Below are 18942 nucleotides of genomic sequence, written 5' to 3'. Positions count from 1 at the left end.
AGCGCGCTCGCCACCCCATAGCCCAGCGCCACGCCGGCGGCGCCGGCGATCAGCGCGAAGACCATAACCTCGATCAAAAGGGCGACGACCAGGGTGGAGACCGGCGCGCCGAGTGCGCGCAGCGTTCTCAGCATGGCGCGCCGTTGCTCGAAACTCAGCCCGATCGCCGCGTAGACGATGAACAATCCCACGGCGAAGGATAACAGGCCGAAAGCGGTGAGGTTGAGGTGAAAACTCCCGGTCAGGCGCGAGACCTCTCCGGTCGGGGCTTGTGTGGCGTTGTTCAGCTCGGGCGCCAGCACGGCCAAGGGCGTCTGTCCGGGACGCGCGGCCGGATCAATCAGCACAGCGTCGATCTGATCGCCGCGCCCCAGCAGTCGCGCCGCCACGGCGATGTCGGTGATGATCTCCCCGCGTGCGAGTTCGGCGCGCGCGGTCACAGGCGGCAGGTCCCGCCCGGACGCATCAAGCTGGCGTGCGGTTTCCGGAGCGGCCAGTAAAACGCCCGGCCTCGTCAGAAACTCAAGCCCGATCCCGTCCCCACCTATGGGGGTGTCTTGCCGACCCGCAGCGCTTAAGGGCTCCACGCCCCGGAGGGTCAGCGTCGTCTCTCCAACGGTCAGAAGCCCTTCGATGACCGGGGATGCGGCCCAGCCGTCCCGGCGCAGCCTGACCCAGGTCTCGAGCGGGAGAGGGCCGGTCTCGGCCGTGAGCACGATCAGCGCGCCGCCGCCCAATGTCGCACTGGCCTGGTCGTAGCTGGCGCGCGCTTCGGCGTTGATCGCCTGAACGCTGGTCCAGAGCGCGGTGGCGAGGCTCAGCCCGATCAGCAAGGTCGCCAGCTGGCCGGGCTTGCGCCGCCAGTGCGACACAAGCGTCAGCAATACCGTACCGATCACGACAGCCGCCCCCGCGACAGGTGAACGCGGCGCGACGCCTGATCCGCCGCTTGCAGGGAGTGGGTGGCCATGATCAACGCCGTGCCGGCGTCCGCGCAGAGCTCAAGCATCAAGGTCAGCACGCGGGCGCTGGTCTCTTCATCCAGATTGCCGGTGGGTTCGTCCGCCAGGACGAGCATCGGTTTGGCCGCCAGGGCGCGCGCGACGGCGACGCGTTGTTGCTGGCCGCCCGATAGCTGTTCGGGATATCGCGCCTGGAAGTCTGACAAGCCCAGACGTTCGACAAGATTGGCGGTCCAGGCGGGATCGAAACGCCGGGCGAGCCGGGCCTGCAGCGCGATATTGCTGGCGACGGTCAGGGAGGGCGCCAGATTGAATTGCTGAAAGACGAGACCGATCTGTTCACGGCGGCGCTGGGCGCGACCCGTGTCGTTCAGGGTCGAGACGATGTCTCCGTCCAGGATGATCTGGCCGGCGTCCGGCGCATCCAGCAGGCCGATCAGGTGCAGCAGCGTGCTTTTGCCCGAGCCGGACTCGCCCGTGATCGCCAGGCTCTCGCCGCGATCAAGGTTCAGGCTGACGCCACGCAGCACGCGCTGGCGATCTGCGCCATCGCCATAGGCTTTTTCCAGATTTTCAAGCTGAACCAGCATGGACGCTCCAAACCTTGTTTAGCACTGACATAGACCAGACTGCGCGCGGATACAGCGGGACGCGATTTCGGCATCCGTCCAGCTAGGGATCAGGGCGTGATCCAGCGTCCTCACCAGGTTTAGCGGCGATGGTGTGAATCCGTTTCCCGCTCCCATTGGCCATTTGTTGCATGGCTTGAGAAACACATGAGGGATCCGGCGCAGTTTGACGCCGTCGCACGCTAAATTCGCTTGTCTCGGAATATTCGTCTCCCAGGCGCTGCAATTCCGTTTTGGAAAGCCTAAGCTCCCGTCCAAGGCAGGAAAGGGTTTTCCATGACATTTCGGCGCGCACTTACCGCATTGGGACTGGCCGTCAGCTTATTAGCGGCCTGTTCTCCCGCCAGCGAGGTCGAGACCGGCCCGACATTTGAAACCCGGCCTGCTGATGCGCCCCGCGCCCTGCCCGAACAGGCCAGTCAGTTCGCCTTCCTGCGATATCGCGTTGAAGTCGGGGGCGAGGCTCCGGGCGTATGCCTTGGCTTCACCCATCCGCTCGATCCTGAAGCGGACTACCAGTCCTACCTCGCGCTGGAGAGCGGCGAGAGCCTCGCACTGTCGGCCGAGGGGCAGACCCTGTGTCTGGGCGGGATGAGTTTTGGCGAAAGTGTTCAGCTGACGATGCGCGCCGGCTTGCCGGCGGCCGATGGCCAGGCTTTGCCCCAGGACGAGACCATTGAGATCGATTTTGGCGACAGGCCCGCCTATGTCGGCATTGTCGGCGACGGGGTCATCTTGCCGCGTCTTGAGGCTGACGGGTTGGCGATTGAAACCGTCAATGTGGATCAAGTCAGCATTCGTCTCTGGCGGATCACCGACCGGGCGCTCGCCTTTCGCTCCATCACCTCCGGTTTCAATGCGAGCGAGGGCGAGTATGAGTGGCTGGGCGGCGACGAGAACCCGTTCGAGGTGGCCGAGCGCATCTGGAATGGTCAGATGGACACGGCCGGTGATCTCAATACGCCTGTGACCACGGTCTTTCCGATCGCCGAAGCCATTGGCGCTTTGCAGCCCGGCGCCTATTTCATCGAGGTCGACGACGCCGCCAGTGAGCAGAATGATAGTCGCACGCCCGCGCGGGCGCGACGCTGGCTGGTCATCACAGACCTGGCGTTGACCGCCTATCGCGGCGAGGACGGCATTGATTACGTCGTGCGCTCCCTGCAGACCGCCCAGCCCGTGAGCGGGGTGGAGGTCGAGCTCGTCGCACGCAATAACGAAATCCTAGCGCGTGAAATGACCGATGCCGACGGCCGCGCCCGTTTTGACGGCCCGCTGATCCGGGGCGAGGGCGCCATGGCGCCGCGCCTGTTGACCGCCTACGGCCCGGACAATGATTTCGCCGTGCTCGATCTGCAAAGATCACCGGTCGACTTGTCCGGCCAGAATGTGGGGGGGCGCCAGCGTCCCGATGGCGCCGATGGCTATCTCTATCTGGACCGCGGCATCTACAGGCCCGGCGAGCACGTCTACGCCAATGCGCTCTTTCGCAATGCGGAGGCGCTGGCCGTCACCGAACGGCCGGGCACGCTGATCCTTTACGGCCCGAACGGGCTGGAGGCGGACCGCCAGCGCTTTGAGTCCGTCGAGGCGGCCGGGGCCGTGTTCTGGGAGTTCGACTTGCCGGCCCAGGCCGCACGCGGGCAATGGCGCATCGACGCCGAGCTTGATGGTCATGGCCGTGTCGCGCAGGCGCGGTTCTCGGTCGAGGATTTCGTGCCCCAGCGCATTGCGCTGGACCTTGAAGCTGATACGCAGACCCCGATCCTGGCCGGCGAGAGCCGTGATGTGACCGCTGATGTCCGCTTTCTCTATGGAGCGGCCGGCGCCGGGTTGACTGTGGAGACCCGGATCCGCGTCGAGGCTGATCCCAATCCTTTCCCCGCTTACACTGGTTACCAGTTCGGCCGACACGACCAGCCCTTCCGCGAGACCAGCCGTGATCTGCCCGATACTGTGGCTGACGGCGCCGGTCGCGCCAGCATTGTGGTCGCCGCCCCCAATGCTGGGGTCGACGCGTCCATGCCGTTGCGCATTCGCACCGTGGTCAGCGCGATCGAACCCGGTGGCCGGGCGGTGGCTGATGATGTGCGTCTGCCTTACCGGCCTCAACCGTTCTATCTGGGGATCGATCCCCAGTTTGAAGGCCGGGCCCAACGCCAGGCGGAAATCGGCTTCAACCTGGTCGCGCTGAACCCGCAAGGCGAACTCCAGGCGACATCGACGAGCTGGCGATTGCTGCGGATCGATTGGGAGTATGACTGGTACCGGACGTCTGGCGGCAGCTGGCAATGGCGCCGGTCGCGCAATGTGGTTCTGGTTGAGGAGGGCGTGGTCGGGCTGGCGGCGGATGCACCGACGCAATTGCAATTGCCGCCCATGGACTGGGGTGACTACCAGCTGGTCCTGACTCATGACGGAACTGGAGCAAGCGCTTCGACGGGCTTTTGGGTGGGCTGGGGCGCACGTGCATCGTCCGGGACCGAGGCCCCGGACCGGGTGCGTCTCGCCGGCCCCGATGAGCCGCTGGGCGTGGGCGAAGACGCCGTGATCAATATTCTGCCGCCCTATGCCGGTGAGGCGGAAATCGTGATCGCGACGGATCGCGTATTGGAAACGCGCTCTGTCAGCGTGCCCGAAGAGGGCGCAGAGATCCGTGTCCGGGTCGACGAGGACTGGGGGGCTGGCGCCTATGTCATGGTTTCTGTGCTGACGCCGCGTGATCCGGTGGCCGAGCCAAGACCGCGCCGGGCTGTCGGTGTGATGCATCTGCCGGTCGATGTCTCTGATCGGACTTTCGAGATTGCGTTGAATGCGCCGGAGCTGGTGAGACCGCGACAGGCGCTGACCCTCGACGTTGAAGTTGAGGGGCCTGCGCGCGACGGGGCCTGGCTAACCGTGGCGGCTGTGGATGAAGGCATTCTGGCTCTGACCCGTTTCCAGTCGCCCGATCCGGTGGACTGGTATTTCGGCAAGGCCGCTCTGGATGTGGATCTGCTGGATGATTATGGCCGTCTGCTCGACCCGAACCAGGGCGCGGCGGCGGAGATCCGCTCCGGGGGCGACCAGATTGGCGGGGCCGGGCTGAGCGTGGTGCCGACCCGGACCGTGGCGCTTTATTCCGGTCCGGTCCGGCTGGATCGTGACGGCCGGGCGACGGTGGCGTTTGATGTTCCGGACTTCAATGGCGAGCTGCGCCTCATGGCGGTAGCCTGGTCTGATACGGGTGTTGGTGCGACAGCCCAGCCTTTGACGGTGCGCGATGAGGTCACGGCCGAGCTCGTGCTGCCGCGGTTCCTGGCGCCGGGCGATGCGTCCATGACGACGCTGACGCTGGACAATGTCGAGGGCGCTGCGGGTGAATACGCCGTCCGTATCAGCGGTCAGGCGCCCGTCCTTGCCGATATCCAGGCGACCTATCCGCTGGCTTCGGGCGAGCGGGTCGACCCGCGCCACCCGATCGCCGCCAGCGACACCGGGATTGGCGGGCTGTCGCTCAGCGTCTCGGGGCCGGAAGGGTTTGCCGTCGAACGGTCCTACCCGATCGAAGTGCGCTCGGCTTGGCTGCCCTATTCCGACATTGAGCGAGGCCGACTGAGCCCGGGAGACAGCTGGACGGTGCCTGCGGATGTGTTCGCCGATTTCATGCCAGGCACAGGCGGGGTGAGCGTCAGCTTTTCGCCGACGCCGCTGGATGAGGCGGCTCTGTTGCGCTCGCTCAGCCGCTATCCCTATGGCTGCTCGGAACAAGTCACCAGCCGCGCCATGCCGCTGCTTTACGCCGATCAACTCGCAGACTTGTCCGGCTCTGACAGGGTGGATGAAGCCCGCTCTCGCGTGCAGGACTCCATCGGCGCCCTGCTGTCTCGGCAGGGTGCGGACGGGACATTCGGCCTCTGGCGGGTCGGGGATCGTGGCGCTTCGCCCTGGCTAGGGGTTTATGCGGTGGACTTCCTCGCACGCGCCTCGGCTGCCGGTTATACGGTGCCAGATGCGGCGCTGGAACGCGCCTATCAAACCCTCGTCCAAATCGGCGACCAGGAACTCTGGCGGGTGAATGGCTATGACAGGACGGTCAGTCCTTGGAATGGTCAGACGGATACCGAACAAAGGCTGTCTGACAGGAGCGCCGCGTATGCGCTCTATGTATTGGCCCGTGCTGGCCGCGTCGACCGCTCCCGCTTGCGCTACATGCATGATGAACGCCTGGATGACATCGCCAGCCCTTTGGCGCGCGCTCAGCTGGGAACGGCTCTGTACCTGATCGGTGACCGGGCCCGCTCGCGAAGCGCTTTTGCGGCGGCCGAAGAGGCTCTGGGGTATTCCAATCAGGGCGATTGGTACCAGACGCCCCGCCGCGATCTGGCAGGTTTGCTGGCGCTGGCGGCCGAAGCTGACGATTTTGAGCTGGTCGAGCGCCTGGCTGAACGTGTGGCTGAGGAATTGCCGGAGCCTGATCGTCTGACGACGCAGGAAAAGGCCTTTCTTCTGCTGGCGGCGCGGGCGATGGGCGGCGATGCCGACTCGCTGGATATCTCAGCAGGTGAACGGGCCTCCCATCCAGGCCAGGCCGAGTTCGAGCTTACGGCTGCTGATCTGGATGCGCCTGCCGGTTTCGAGAATGCAGGGTCCGGCCCTGTCTGGGTGACCCAGATCGCCCATGGCGACCCGGTCAACGCACCGCCGGCAGCGATGGAAGGCGTGGTCGTGCAGAAACGTCTTAGCACAATGGATGGGCGGCCTGTGACTCTCGACGCCATCACCCAGGGCGACCGGATGATCATCGATATCAGCCTGACGCCCCGCGAAGCGCGCACCATCCCGGCCATCCTGGTCGATCTGCTGCCGGCCGGTTTCGAGATCGAGGCGGTGCTCGACCGAACCGATGCGGGGGGGCAGGGGCCCTATGCCTGGCTCGGCGAACTGAGTGAGCCACGGATCGCCGAGGCCCGGGATGATCGTTTCCTGGCGGCTATTGACTTGCGACAGCGGCGCTCGGTGCGGCTTGCCTATATCGTGCGCGCCGTCACGCCAGGGGAGTACACCTTCCCGGGCGCGGTGATGGAGGACATGTATCGTCCGGATGTGTTCGGACGTTCAGGCTCCAATACCGTCACCATCGCACCGCGCGGCGACTAGGTCGGGCCCATGCGCAGCTTGGTGCGTCCATACTGGGTTCTGCTGGGCGTTCTCGCCCTGGTTTCAAGCGTGGCTGTGCTAGACCAGATCTTCCCGCCGCCGCTGGCGCGGACGGCCGAGGTCTCCCATGTGGTGCGAGACCGCAATGGGGTCGTTCTGCGCGCATTCCCGGTGGAGGACGGGCGGTGGCGTTTGCCGGCTGACCTTAACTCCATCGACCCCGATTTCGTTCAAGCGCTCCTGGCCTATGAGGATGAGCGCTTCTACAGCCATGCCGGGGTGGATATGCTCGCGATGCTGCGCGCCGCCCGTGACAACCTCGCCTCGGGCCGCATCGTTTCCGGCGCCTCGACCCTGACCATGCAGCTGGCCCGGCTCATTGAGCCGCGCGAGCGCACGCTCGCCGCCAAACTCCTTCAGATGATCCGCGCCGTGCAGATCGAGCGGCGCCTGTCCAAGGATGAGATCCTTGAAGCCTACCTGACCCTGGCGCCCTATGGCGGCAATCTGGAAGGCGTGCGGTCGGCCAGCTGGGCCTATTTCGGACGTGAGCCGGATGAGCTGACCATTGATCAGATCGCGCTTCTGATCGCCTTGCCGCAATCGCCTGAATCCCGCCGGCCGGATCGCCGACCGCAACAGGCTGTCGCCGCGCGTGGCCGTGTGCTTGACCGGCTGGCGTCCATCGGACTGGCGTCTTCCCAAGCGGCCCGCGATGCGGCCCTTGACCCGGCGCCCGACCGGCGCGCCTTCCCTGCCCTTGCCTGGCATGCGAGCGAGGGGCTGGTGCGAGAGCAGGGCGTTCATGCCGGGGGTCTGGATCTGGTCTCCACACTGGATTTCAGCCTTCAGACCGCTCTTGAAACGGCGATTGTTGAAGAATTGCCCGGCGGGGACGAAGACAGCCAGCTGGCTGTGCTTGTGGTGGAGAACGAGACCCGGGCCGTGCGTGCCGCGCTGGGTTCTGCTTCGCGCTCCCGACCGGGCGGTTGGATCGATTTGACAGACCGCGCGCGCTCGCCGGGCTCGACACTGAAGCCCTTCATCTATGGCATGGCTTTTGATGACGGACTGGCGGCGGCCCAGACGCGTATTGCTGACTTGCCGACGCGCTTCGCCGGCTATCAACCGGACAATTTCGACCGCACGTTCCGGGGCGACGTGACGATCGCCGAGGCTCTGCAGCATTCGCTCAATGTCCCGGCTGTGGCGACGCTGGACGGGGTTGGAGCGCGTCGTTTCAGCGCCGTGCTGGGCTTTGCCGGGGCCGCCCCCTCGCGTCGCCGAACCGCCGGACATGATGACGGTCTGGCGGTGGCGCTGGGCGGGGCCGGGTTAAGCGTGCGTGAGCTGGCCGTTCTCTACTCGTCGCTCGCCGATGAAGGCGTCGCGCAACCCTTGCGCTGGCTGGCGGACGCCCCGACCGTCGAGGGCGGGTTTTCTGTGCTGAGCGCTGAATCGGCCGTCGAGATCGTCGATATCTTGCGTCGGGCGCCGCATCCAGGCGGACGGATGCCAGCCAGCCTGACCCGCGCCGCCCCGGATATCGCCTTCAAGACAGGCACGTCCTACGGGTTTCGCGACGCCTGGGCGGCGGGCGTTTCCGGGCGTTACACCATCATTGTCTGGAGCGGCCGGGCCGACGGTGCGCCGCGCAGCGGGCTGACCGGGCGCGCGGCGGCCTTGCCTGTGCTCTTTCGCATGTTCGATCTGGTCGAACAATTTGATCCGTCTCCGGCTTCTCTCCGACTGGCCGAACCGGAGACCGTCGATGCGCCGCCGACTCTGGAACGTTTCGCCGCCGACGCGGCGCCGCACATCCTGTTTCCACCGGACGGGGCGGAGGTCTGGGCGGACCGCGCCGGGCGCGGCTTCGTGCTCGCCGCCCAGTCAAGCCAGGCGGTGACCTGGTACGCCGATGGTCAACCGGTGGAGCGCAATGCGGTCGGTGACGCCGTCTGGGTTCCGGGCGCACGCGGCTTCTATGAGATCGAGGCGGTGGATATCCAGGGGCGTGCGACGCGGTCCAGGGTCCGGATTCGCGGCGCTGGCGAGGCGACGCCCCGGGGACCGGGCGGATGACGTGCGGGGTGATCGCCAAGGCGAAGACTTGTCACTTGCCGTTGCGAAAACTGAACGCGCCGTGACTTGTTTCGGAAAATGCGACGTTCGTAGCCGCTCACGCCTCAGTCCACAATCACTGCAATCAAAGCGTTTTCGGACCGTACTGATTGTGCCCGCGCTCAGTAAAGCTGAGCGCGGGCACGGTTCGGCATTGCGGCAGGGCGTCTGAAACAGGCGGCCGGACACTAGTCGGCGGCTGGAGACGAGGTTCTCAGTCTTTGAGTGTTGACGCCAGCAAAGATGAGCCAGAACGCGAGGACCCATTCAAACAGGGCGCCGGGCAGGAAAAAGAGCATGACATGCTGTTCCAGGGACGGATACAGCACGATTGAGGCGGCCAGCGTTCCGACGATGAAATAGGTGAACATGCCCCAGCTTGACAACCAGCGCGGGATATAGCGGGACCGGAAAAACAGGGCGAAAAAGATGACCCCGCCGAACGCCATCGGAATGAGCAGGAAATAGAGCGCGGAACTGGTGACGTCCCGCAGGAGCAGCATCAGTGAAACCCGTTCCTCGCCTGAAAAGGCCGGGGTCAGTTCCGGGTTCATCACCGCTGCGAAAGCGGCGTATTTGAAGATGATGAAGGTTGCGCCCATCGCACCTTCGATCAGCCGGCAAAATGCGGCGACCAAAGCGCCGCCCTGGCTTACAGATCTCAGCAAGACATACATGGCGGCCGCTGAAACGATGACGAAGGTGTAGAGCAAAACCTCGGCCAGAAGTCCTGTGCGGAACAGGAAGCCGAGCGTCTCTGTCTCCGCCCCCTGATCGGCCAGGCGACTAAAGGACGGGATTGGCCCGAAGGTGATGTAGAGCCCTGCGGCTGTGTAGAGCGCGTAGGACAAGCCGGCCAATCGGGCCATGCGGTTGGCGGATTTTTCGGCTGGGTGTATGGCGGACATGGCGTGAGCGGCCCCTTAGAACGAAGAATGATCCAGGCCGGCAACGCGCACCGGCGAGACGAGACTGGCGCCGATCCAGTCGTCCGTCGTCCGGATGGGACTATTCGGACGTCGTCACGATCACTTTGTCGGGTTTCACAGCGTCATTTGGAGGGGCGTTGCGTATGTGTGTGCGGTATGTGCTTGGGGGTGAACCCACATGCTTTTTGAACGCCGCGTTGAACGTGGACCGGGAGTTGAATCCTACCTCCAGTCCGACCTCGAGAATACTGAGGTCTGTCTCCGCCAGCAGCCGTTTGGCCTCAGCGGTCCGGTGGCTGTTCACAAAGTCAAAGAAGTTGACGCCCAGGTGCTGGGAGAGCGTCTCCGAGATGTGATTTTTGGTGACGCCCGTGATGTCGGAAACCTTGCGAAGCGACAAGTCGCTGTCGGCATAGAGCCTGTTGGTGTTGAGCGCGTCCACCAGCTTGGCGGCGGTTCGATCCATCCTCTGCGCGGACAGGATCGGGCGTCGGGTCGGTGTCATGGCTTTGGGCGCCGGGTCAGACGTCAGGTCAGGCTGGCGCATGCCCAGATAGGCGAGGGCCGCGATCGCCAGGGATTCTGTAAACGCCAGAGTGATGGTGAAGGCTGGTATCGTGACGCCGCTCAACCACAGAGCTTGCTTGACGGCGAAAAACAGCCAGGCCGCGGCGAATACGATCAGCAAGTTGCGAAGCCAATCCAGGGATCGACGCTCGATATTGGCGAACTGCGCCATCATTTCCCGCCTGTGCTTCAGTTGCAGCCTCAAGGCGGCGACGAGGTAGAGCGCGGTCGAGGCGAGGAAAATGGCTAGCGACGCGGTGCAGGTGAAAATGGCGATCCTGTAGTGGTCGGGATTTCGGGTCGCCGGATCCGCAAGCGCGAGTTTCTGCTCTGCGCTCAAACCCGCAAAGGGCAGACTTGCGAGAAGGACCAGCGCCGGACCGATAAGCGCCATCCAGTCGAGACCGCCGAATCCGGGTTTGTCAGAAGAGACCAGGGCGCGAGTATAGAAGAAGACGGCTGGTCCAAGCAGCGTCTTGATCGCAAGGTCAGCGCCGACAAGATGCGGCGCGAGCCGATAGAGGCCTGACACAATGAGCAGCTGACCGAGCACATGCGCCAAGAGCGCCGTCAGAAGCATGCAGAAGAACAAGACTCGGTCGCTGCGCTGACCTGAGTGGGTCAGCGCCATGGCGAGCGCAAAGCCGATGGACCCGGTTGCGATGGCGTAGGCGATTGTCGAAAACGTGTCGAACATTGCTCGTGTTCTCCAACGTATCGAAATTTAGGGCAACCGCTGAATGGTCACGGCTCCGGGCTTCGCCTTCATCCCGATCCGATCCGGCTCTTATGAAGGGCGGTCAGTCAGACGATCCCGCTTGAAAGGCGGCCAGTGCGTTGGTCAGGGCCGTGAGAGAATGATCCGTTCGTTCGGTGACGGCCTCTGCATACAGCGCCAACATCACTGTATTATTGGCTATGTTGTTCAGGAATTCGCCGTCCGTACGCATTGCGGCTAGATCGCATTCTATCTGCCGGATTTCTGAGAGGCGCGCCGCACGGAGGTTCTCGGGAGACAGGCCGTTCTGCGGAATAAAGATTCTTTGTCGGATAAGGTCGGAGTGCCGCAAGCTGAGATCGACGGTTTTGCTGCTGAGCTCCCGGGCGATCTCAGACCTTGCCTGTCGACCTTGCACAAAAGTCGATATTGCAGCGTTCAGTTCCGGGTCGCGGATGAACTGCCGGTCGCCTGAGGAGCTTAGTTCTTCCAGAGCGGGCAAGTCTGCGGGGTCGTAATTGATCAGGTTCGACACGATCATGAAGGCGCATTCGTCTGGATCGAATCCGGTGGCGCTAGATTCCGGACTAAGTTTTTCCAAAACTCCGGCGTTTAGCGTGCGGTTTCTCTCGGCCATGCGCGCGATATTGGCGCGCTCCAGCCGAAGCGTGTCCAGGTCGGCCTGCAGCCGGTCCACAAACGCGCGCTCTTCAACACGAAGCTGCTGGTAGACTGCCCAGGCATTGATCTGGAAACCCATCACGATACCGGCGATGACGATTACGAGTTCCAGAACCACCGCTAACCAGTTTTGCTGGCGCAAGGCGTTGGAGAGATTTTGAAGGATCATTGGCCGAGCCCCAGGATGCCAGTATCACCATCAAGGCGCTGAGATATGATCGCAAGCATATTCTGGGGCTGGGCGCCTGCATCTGGAGGCGCGCGGAGGCGCGATGGGTGTTTGATGCAGATTTCTTTGACGGCATGAAATTTTCCAAGAATGACGGGGCGATACGTGAGTCTAAGCGCGCAGCCTCGGTAGATCAGGGCGCCCAGATTTCGGGTAATTTGATCGGGAACTCTTGAGGCGCGAGCGCCGAATTCTCAGCGCTATTTTTATTCAATCGCTATCAAGCTTGCCGTGAGTGAGCAGTATTGGTCTGACCGTGCGATTTGACTTTAAGCGCACAGATTGCGACCACAGCAGGCCGTAGGCGTGCATGCAGCTGCCGATCGCGCAGTTCGCTGATGCGTCTGTCCTGTTCACCCTCAAAAAGGGTTCTACCATGCAGACAGCAAAGAAGGGCGACACCGTCCTGGTGAATTACGTCGTTCGCACCACTGACGGCCGGGTCGTCGGAAAAACCGAAGACAATGATCCCGCCGCCCTGACCATTGGCGGCGCCGAGATCTTCCCGGCCGTGGAAGCCGTTCTCGACGGCATGGAAGTCGGCCACGAAGAATCCGTCACCGTCGGCGTCGCTGACGCGTTCGGTCCGCGTCGCGAAGACCTGATCGTCGAAATTCCGCGCGCGCAACTCTCTGGCGACAACACGCCCGAGCCGGGCATGACCCTCACCGCGGCGCAGCCCGATGGTTCGACGGTCAACCTCACGATCACCGATGTGGGCGCCGAGACGGTCACCGCTGACGGCAATCATCCGCTGTCTGGCGAAGACCTGCATTTCGATCTGAAACTGGTCGAGATCAAGTCCGCGGCCTGAGGCCGGGATTGCGGTGTTGGCGGCCATGGTCGCCAACACCGTCATGGCTGTGCGTTGATGCGCCAGCCTGTTTATTGTCTACAGTTCAAAGACCTGGTCTTGCCGCGGCGCCCGGGCGTCCCAGCCGAATTCACGCTTGATGCGTATGCGAAGCGCGTCAGAGGATTCCGGCTCTCCGTGCACGACGAACACTTCTTTGGGCGCGGTCTTGAAGCCGGACAGCCAGCGTATCAGCTCATCGCTATCGGCATGGGCGGAGAGCTGTGACAGGTCGGCGATCTCCGCCTCGATCGCGATCCACTCGCCATGAATCTTCACCTCGCGCTTGCCGTTGAGCAGGGCGCGTCCGCGCGTGCCGGCGGCCTGGTAACCGGCGAACAGAATCGTATTGCGATGATCCCCGCCCAGGGCCTTGAGGTGATGCAGGACGCGCCCGCCGGTCACCATGCCGCTCGCAGAGATCACGACCTTGGGGTAGGGGCTCGCCGTGACGGCCTTCGACTGATCGACGCTGCGCGTGTACTCGGCGATGGCGCACATCTTCTGGCAACTGTCGCGGTCCAGGCGGTGATCGTCGATATGGGCGTGCAGCAGTCCTGTCGCGTCAATCGCCATCGGACTGTCGAGATAGATCGGAACCGATTTCAGACGCCCCGCCTGCTTCAGTCGCCATAGATAATACAGCAACAACTGAGCCCGCCCCACGGCGAAAGAGGGAATCAGTACGTTGCCGCCACGCTTTAGGGTGCGTTTGATGATCTCGCCCAGCTGCTCGATCGGGTCCCCCGGCGCGTGCAGGCGATCGCCATAGGTGGATTCAATTACGACATAGTCCGCGCGTTCCACGGGTTCGGGGTCGACCATCATGCCGTCGCCATAGCGCCCGAGATCCCCTGAGAACACGATGCGCCGACCGCCCCACTCAATGTCGGCCGTCGCGGCTCCGAGAATATGGCCCGCGCGGCGAAACCGCAGCTTTGCGCCGCCCGGCAGGGGCGTGACATCGCCAAACTCGGTCGGGGTGAAATGATCGAGCGATTGCTCGGCCTGCTCAAGATCATACAGCGGCAAGGCGGGCGAGTGTCGCGAGAAGCCTTTGCGGTTTGCGTATTCGGCGTCCTTCTCCTGAAGATAACCGGAATCACGCAAGATCAGTTCGGCGACGTCGCACGTCGCAGGTGTGGCGAAGACAGGCCCTTCAAAGCCGTCTGCGATCAGGCGCGGCAGATACCCGCAATGGTCCAGATGGGCGTGGGTGAGAACGACGGCGTCAATACTGGACGGATCAACGGGCAGCGGGCCCCAGTTCAGCTCACGCAAATTCTTCAAGCCCTGAAACAGGCCGCAATCAATCAGGATCCGCCGCCCCTCATGGGTCAGCAAATGTTTGGAGCCGGTGACGGTTCCAGCGCCGCCAAGACAAGTCAGTGTCAGCATGCATCCTCTATAAGCTGTTTGAAATGCGGCTGGTAGGTGCTGAATTTCGCGGTGAGGCTTGAGGCCGCCACCTGTCGCGAGGACGCGGCGTGTCTCACCCCTGTCTTCGGCGGCTTCGGATTTGCCCGTGATTTCCCTCAGGCGCTCTTGCGCGCGGGTAATCAGAAACTACGGTATGGTCATGAACCAAATAAGCGCCACTCAATAACGAGCGCATACAGGGGGTACACATGGCGAATGATGCAGGCGGTGAAGCTGTTGGCGGCAGTGTAGGTGAGGCGGGTCGAAACTACGGTACGCCGCGTTATCGATTTTACGTCCTGAACGCCCTGCTTGTGGTCTACATCCTGAATTTCGTGGACCGGGGCTTGCTGGCGGTCGCGGCGGCGCCGATCAAGGCGGACCTTGGGATTGACGACACCGGCTTTGGCCTGCTCACGGGCTTTGGTTTCGCCATGCTCTACACGCTGGCGGGCATCCCTATCGCCCGGCTGGCGGAGCGCAAGAACCGGGTGATCATCATTGCAGTCTCGGTGGCGTTCTGGTCGCTCATGACGGCGGTGTGCGGCCTGGCCATGGATGTGACGATCTTCGGTTTCGTCATCGGCGGGTTCTGGTTGCTCTTGCTGTTCCGCATCGGCGTCGGGCTGGGCGAGGCGGGCTGCACGCCGCCCGCCAACTCCTTGCTCGCCGATTATTACGCCCCTCAAAACCGCTCCTCGGCGCTGGGTTATTACGCCATGGGTGTGACGCTGGGGTCCATGCTGGCCAGTCTGATCGGCGGACCGGTCACCGACGCGTTTGGCTGGCGCGCCGCGTTCTTCATTCTTGGTGTGCCGGGCATCGCCATTGGTGCGGTGTTGTGGCTCACCATCAAGGAACCGCCGCGCGGCTATACCGATCCGCCCAACGCGCCGCGTCCTGAGAAAGCCGATTTCGGCGCGGCGATGAAAGAGCTTTTGGCCAAGCCGTCCTACTGGACGATGACGGCCGGCGCCACTGTCGCCGCTTTCTGCGGCTACGGCATTTCGAGCTTTCTGACGCTGTACGTTGTGCGCAGCTTCGAGCTGACCACCGGGCAGGCGGCGGTGTATTTCAATACGCCCGCCGCGCTGGCCAGCGCCATTGGCACCTTCGCGCTGGGTTGGCTGGCGACGCGCCTTCAGAAGAAGAACGCCGCGGCCATCGCCTGGCTCGCTGCAGGCGGGCTGGCCTTGTCCGTGCCCTTCTATGTGGTCGCCTTCACGACGGAGATTGCCTGGCTGTGCGTGCTGACGCTGTCTCTGGGCGGCTTCATCAAATACGGCTATCTCGCCGCGCAATACACTATCGGTCAGGGCGTGGTGAGCACGCGGGTGCGGGCCACCGCCACCGCTATCTTGTTGTTCGTGGTGAATTTGCTGGGCTACGGCCTTGGCCCGCTGTTCGCCGGCGTGGTGAGTGACTTCTGGTTCGCCCGCATGCGCGTAGCGGCGGATCTGGGCTTTGCGGTGGATCGGGCGGCGTGCGACGCCGCGCAAACGGCCGCAAACGCCGCCCGGCTGGCCGGGGAGGCCGCCACGGGATCGTCAGACGCGCTTTATGCGTTCTGTGTCGAGGCGAACGCGGCGAGCACGGAGTATTCCATGGTCACCATCGCCCTGATCTATGTGGTCGCGGCCGGGTTCTTCGTGCTCTGCGCCCGCAAGCTCAAGCAGGATCTGGTGGCGTAAGGCGCGCGGGCGGCGCTAGTTGAATGCGCCGCCCGTTTCCGCGGTCTGACGCAGACGCGCGCTGATCTCAAAGCCCTCGGCCAGGCGATCGGCATGCCGCTCCAGGCCCTCGAGCACCGTCTTGGCCCCGATCTGGTCGGCCCAGAACATCGGACCGCCGCGATAGCTGGGCCAGCCATACCCATACGCCCAGACCACGTCGATGTCGGAGGCGCGCTGGGCGATCCCTTCTTCCAGGATTTTCGCCCCCTCGTTCACCATCGGGTAAAGCAGGCGCTCAAGGATCTCCTGGTCTTCGACCTTGCGGCGGACATAACCCGCTTTTTCGGCGAACTGCGCGATCACCTCTTCCACATGGGCGGAGGGAACGCCGCGACGGTTGGCGTCGTAATCATAGAAACCGGCCTGGGTTTTCTGTCCGCGCCGACCTTCCTCGCACAGGATCTCGCGCACGGTGGAGGACGCAGTTGTTTCCGGATCCCAACCAATGTCGAGACCGGCCAGGTCCGCCATCTGGAAGGGGCCCATGGGCAGGCCGAACTCCACCAGCACCCGGTCCACATCCCAGGGCTTGGCGCCTTCCAGGATCAGGCTGTTGGCCTCGGCCTGGCGCTGGGCGAGCATGCGATTGCCGATGAAGCCGTCACACACCCCTGAGACGACCGCGACCTTGCCGATCTTGCGCGACAGGTCCATGGCGGTCGCAAGCACGGAGTCGGAGGTTTTCGCGCCCCGGACAATTTCCAGCAGCTTCATGATGTTGGCGGGCGAGAAGAAATGCAGACCCACCACGGACTCCGGCCGGCTGGTCGTGGCCGCGATGTCGTCCACATTGAGATAGCTCGTATTGGTGGCGAGGATCGCGCCCGGCTTCACGATGGAATCAAGACGGCTGAAGACCTCTTTCTTGATCTTCATCAGTTCGAACACCGCCTCGATCACGAGATCGCAGTCCGATAGCGTCTCCATCTCCAGCGTCGGCTTCAGCAGGGCCATGGCCTGTTCAACCTGATCGGCGGAGAGCCGCCCCTTGGCGGCGCTGGCCTCATAGTTTTTGCGGATGGTCGCCACGCCGCGATCGAGCGCATCCTGTTCGCGTTCCACCAGGGTCACCGGTATGCCGGCGGACAGGAAGTTCATGGTGATGCCGCCGCCCATGGTGCCGGCGCCGATCACGCCGACCGTTTTCACCGGGATGCGCGGCGTGTCCTTGGGTACGTCGTCGATCTTGGCGGCGGCGCGTTCGGCGAAGAACAAATGGCGCAGGGCGGCGGACTGGTCCCCGGTCATCAGCCGGGTGAACAGGGCGCGCTCTGTCTTCAGCCCTTCGTCCAGGGATGTTTCTGTCGCGGCCTTTACGGCCTCGATACAGGCCTGCGGCGCTTCAAGGCCCCGGAAGCGCCGGGCATTGGCTTTGGCGAACGCGTCAAATGCTTCCCGGTCAGTCGAAAGCTTGTCTGTGCGGGCGCCCGTCCGCGGGATCGGCTGGTCGATTTTCTCTTGCGCAAAGGCGATGGCGCTCTCGCGCAAGTCTTCCGGCGCGACCAGTCTGTCGACGAGCCCCAAGCCTTGGGCTTTTTCAGCGCTGATCGGATCGCCCTTGGCGATCATGCCGAGCGCCGCTTCGACGCCCACAAGGCGCGGCAGGCGCTGGGTGCCGCCAGCGCCGGGAAGAAGTCCCAGTTTCACTTCCGGCAGGCCGAGTTTCGATCCCGCAGCGGCGATGCGGTAGTGCGCGCCCAGCGCCACCTCCAGTCCGCCGCCAAGGGTCGTGCCGTGCAGCGCGGCGACCACAGGTTTGTCCAGCGCTTCGATCTGTTCGATCAGATCGGGCAGCGAGGGCGCTTGCGGCGGTTTGCCGAATTCGGTGATGTCCGCGCCGGCGTGGAAGGTGCGGCCGTCGCAGGCGATCACCACGGCTTTGATCGCCGGGTCGGTTCGCGCGGTCTCGATGGCGGTCATCAGGCCAGAGCGCACGGCGTGAGACAGGGCGTTCACGGGCGGGTTGTCGGAGACCACCACAAGGACGCCATGGGTGATGTGTGTGTTCACGCTCATCGTCGCTCTTCCTTCTGTCAGACCGAGTGTCGTACCCGGTTTTTTATTGTCTTGTATCGCAGGGTCAAGGCTTGCTCGCCATGAGGGCTTGATTGCCGGGCCTTCTGGGTTCGGATAACGTGAGAAAAACAATACATACAATAAAAACGGGAGGTGGATGATGGGCGGAAGCGCTTGGCCGGTTCTGTCGGTGAGTGAAGCGCGGAAGCGCTTGTGCGAGCCGGGGTCTCTTTTCGAATTTGAAGTGCGCGAGATCAATGGCGCGCCGGTGCGCGTGTGGAAGAACGGCCCGCAAACTCTGCCTGACCTGGTGCGTGCGGCCGTCAGTCATGGCGACCGCGAATTTCTGGTTCTGGGTGATGAGCGAGTGAGTTTCCGCGCGTTTTGCAATGCTGCGGCCCTGCTGGCTCAGACGTTGCGCGCGCGGGGCGTGGTCAAGGGCGACCGGGTCGCGATCGCCATGCGCAATCTGCCCGAGTTTCCGGTCGCGTTTTTCGCCGCCGCCGCGGTCGGCGCCATTATCGTGCCCTTGAACGCCTGGTGGACGGCGGACGAGCTGGCCTATGCGCTAGATGATAGCGGCGCGCGAAGCTTGATCTGCGATGCAGAGCGTTGGGCGGTGCTCGCCAACGCAAGCCTGTCTCTGGATGCGCTGGTGTGCCGCGCGGACGCCCCTGTCGATGCAGATCGCCTTGAAGACGTGATCGGCGCGCCGAACGACTGGGCGGCTCTGCCTGATCAATCCCTGCCGGATGTGGACATCGCGGCGGATGATCCGGCGACCCTGTTTTACACCTCAGGCACCACAGGCCGTCCGAAAGGCGCTCTGGGAACGCACCGCAGTTCCATGAGCAATGTGCTGGCCACCGCCTATGCCGGGGCGTTCGCGGCGCTGCGGCGGGGTGAGCCGGTTCCAGAGCCGCAACCGCGCGCCTCGCTCTTGCCA

The 18942-nt window shown here is 63.7% G+C and carries 12 protein-coding genes; 5 read left to right on the top strand and 7 right to left on the bottom strand.

The window, feature by feature from the left end; translation table 11 throughout:
- On the bottom strand, positions 1-899 hold an 899-nt coding region (locus B3M53_RS09640; protein WP_286800244.1), incomplete at its 3' end, for an FtsX-like permease family protein.
- Positions 896-1552 carry an ABC transporter ATP-binding protein gene (locus B3M53_RS09635; protein ID WP_273020318.1) on the bottom strand — a complete coding sequence of 219 codons (657 nt, stop codon included), beginning with the start codon at positions 1550-1552 and terminating at the stop codon, positions 896-898. The genes B3M53_RS09640 and B3M53_RS09635, both read right to left, overlap by 4 nt.
- Before the next feature lie 315 nt (positions 1553-1867).
- On the opposite strand from B3M53_RS09635, the gene B3M53_RS09630 reads away from it, so the two are divergent.
- Together B3M53_RS09630 and pbpC are read left to right on the top strand one after the other, a co-directional pair.
- A complete protein-coding gene (locus B3M53_RS09630; RefSeq protein WP_273020319.1) occupies positions 1868-6730 on the top strand; it encodes an alpha-2-macroglobulin family protein in 4863 nt (1620 codons plus the stop codon).
- Between the two features lie 9 nt (positions 6731-6739).
- Positions 6740-8812: a penicillin-binding protein 1C gene (gene pbpC, locus B3M53_RS09625; protein WP_273020320.1), complete on the top strand. Its 2073-nt coding sequence runs from the start codon at positions 6740-6742 to the stop codon at positions 8810-8812.
- Positions 8813-9039: 227 nt separating this feature from the next.
- Here the strand turns inward: pbpC and B3M53_RS09620 are convergent, their stop codons facing one another.
- The 3 genes from B3M53_RS09620 to B3M53_RS09610 form a co-directional block, all read right to left on the bottom strand.
- Complete coding sequence (locus B3M53_RS09620) at positions 9040-9759, bottom strand: DUF4386 domain-containing protein (RefSeq protein ID WP_273020321.1); 720 nt, start codon at positions 9757-9759, stop codon at positions 9040-9042.
- 100 nt (positions 9760-9859) lie between these two features.
- Complete coding sequence (locus B3M53_RS09615; RefSeq protein WP_273020322.1) at positions 9860-11044, bottom strand: helix-turn-helix domain-containing protein; 1185 nt, start codon at positions 11042-11044, stop codon at positions 9860-9862.
- A gap of 103 nt (positions 11045-11147) precedes the next feature.
- Positions 11148-11915 (bottom strand): hypothetical protein, encoded by a 768-nt coding sequence (locus B3M53_RS09610; protein ID WP_273020323.1) that lies wholly within the window; start codon positions 11913-11915, stop codon positions 11148-11150.
- 436 nt (positions 11916-12351) lie between these two features.
- Between B3M53_RS09610 and B3M53_RS09605 the strand changes: the two genes are divergently transcribed.
- The gene (locus B3M53_RS09605; RefSeq protein WP_028284650.1) at positions 12352-12789 is read left to right on the top strand and encodes an FKBP-type peptidyl-prolyl cis-trans isomerase; all 438 of its coding nucleotides are present in this window, start codon (positions 12352-12354) and stop codon (positions 12787-12789) included.
- Between the two features lie 78 nt (positions 12790-12867).
- Here the strand turns inward: B3M53_RS09605 and B3M53_RS09600 are convergent, their stop codons facing one another.
- Positions 12868-14226: an MBL fold metallo-hydrolase RNA specificity domain-containing protein gene (locus tag B3M53_RS09600; protein ID WP_273020324.1), complete on the bottom strand. Its 1359-nt coding sequence runs from the start codon at positions 14224-14226 to the stop codon at positions 12868-12870.
- A 230-nt stretch (positions 14227-14456) separates the two neighbouring features.
- Between B3M53_RS09600 and B3M53_RS09595 the strand changes: the two genes are divergently transcribed.
- The gene (locus B3M53_RS09595; RefSeq protein WP_273020325.1) at positions 14457-15938 is read left to right on the top strand and encodes a spinster family MFS transporter; all 1482 of its coding nucleotides are present in this window, start codon (positions 14457-14459) and stop codon (positions 15936-15938) included.
- 15 nt (positions 15939-15953) lie between these two features.
- Here B3M53_RS09595 and B3M53_RS09590 read toward each other — a convergent pair whose 3' ends face one another.
- On the bottom strand, positions 15954-17996 hold the full coding sequence (locus tag B3M53_RS09590; protein WP_273020326.1) for a 3-hydroxyacyl-CoA dehydrogenase NAD-binding domain-containing protein: 2043 nt from the start codon (positions 17994-17996) through the stop codon (positions 15954-15956).
- Positions 17997-18156: 160 nt separating this feature from the next.
- Between B3M53_RS09590 and B3M53_RS09585 the strand changes: the two genes are divergently transcribed.
- Positions 18157-18942, top strand: a 786-nt coding sequence (locus B3M53_RS09585) for an AMP-binding protein (protein ID WP_273020327.1), incomplete at its 3' end; no start/stop codon positions are given.

It is taken from the genome of Oceanicaulis sp. UBA2681 (genome assembly GCF_002354675.1).
In the GTDB taxonomy this organism is placed as follows: Bacteria; Pseudomonadota; Alphaproteobacteria; order Caulobacterales; family Maricaulaceae; genus Oceanicaulis; species Oceanicaulis alexandrii.
The sequence above is the reverse complement of the archived record's forward strand: the minus strand, read 5'-3'. Positions and strand labels throughout refer to the sequence as shown.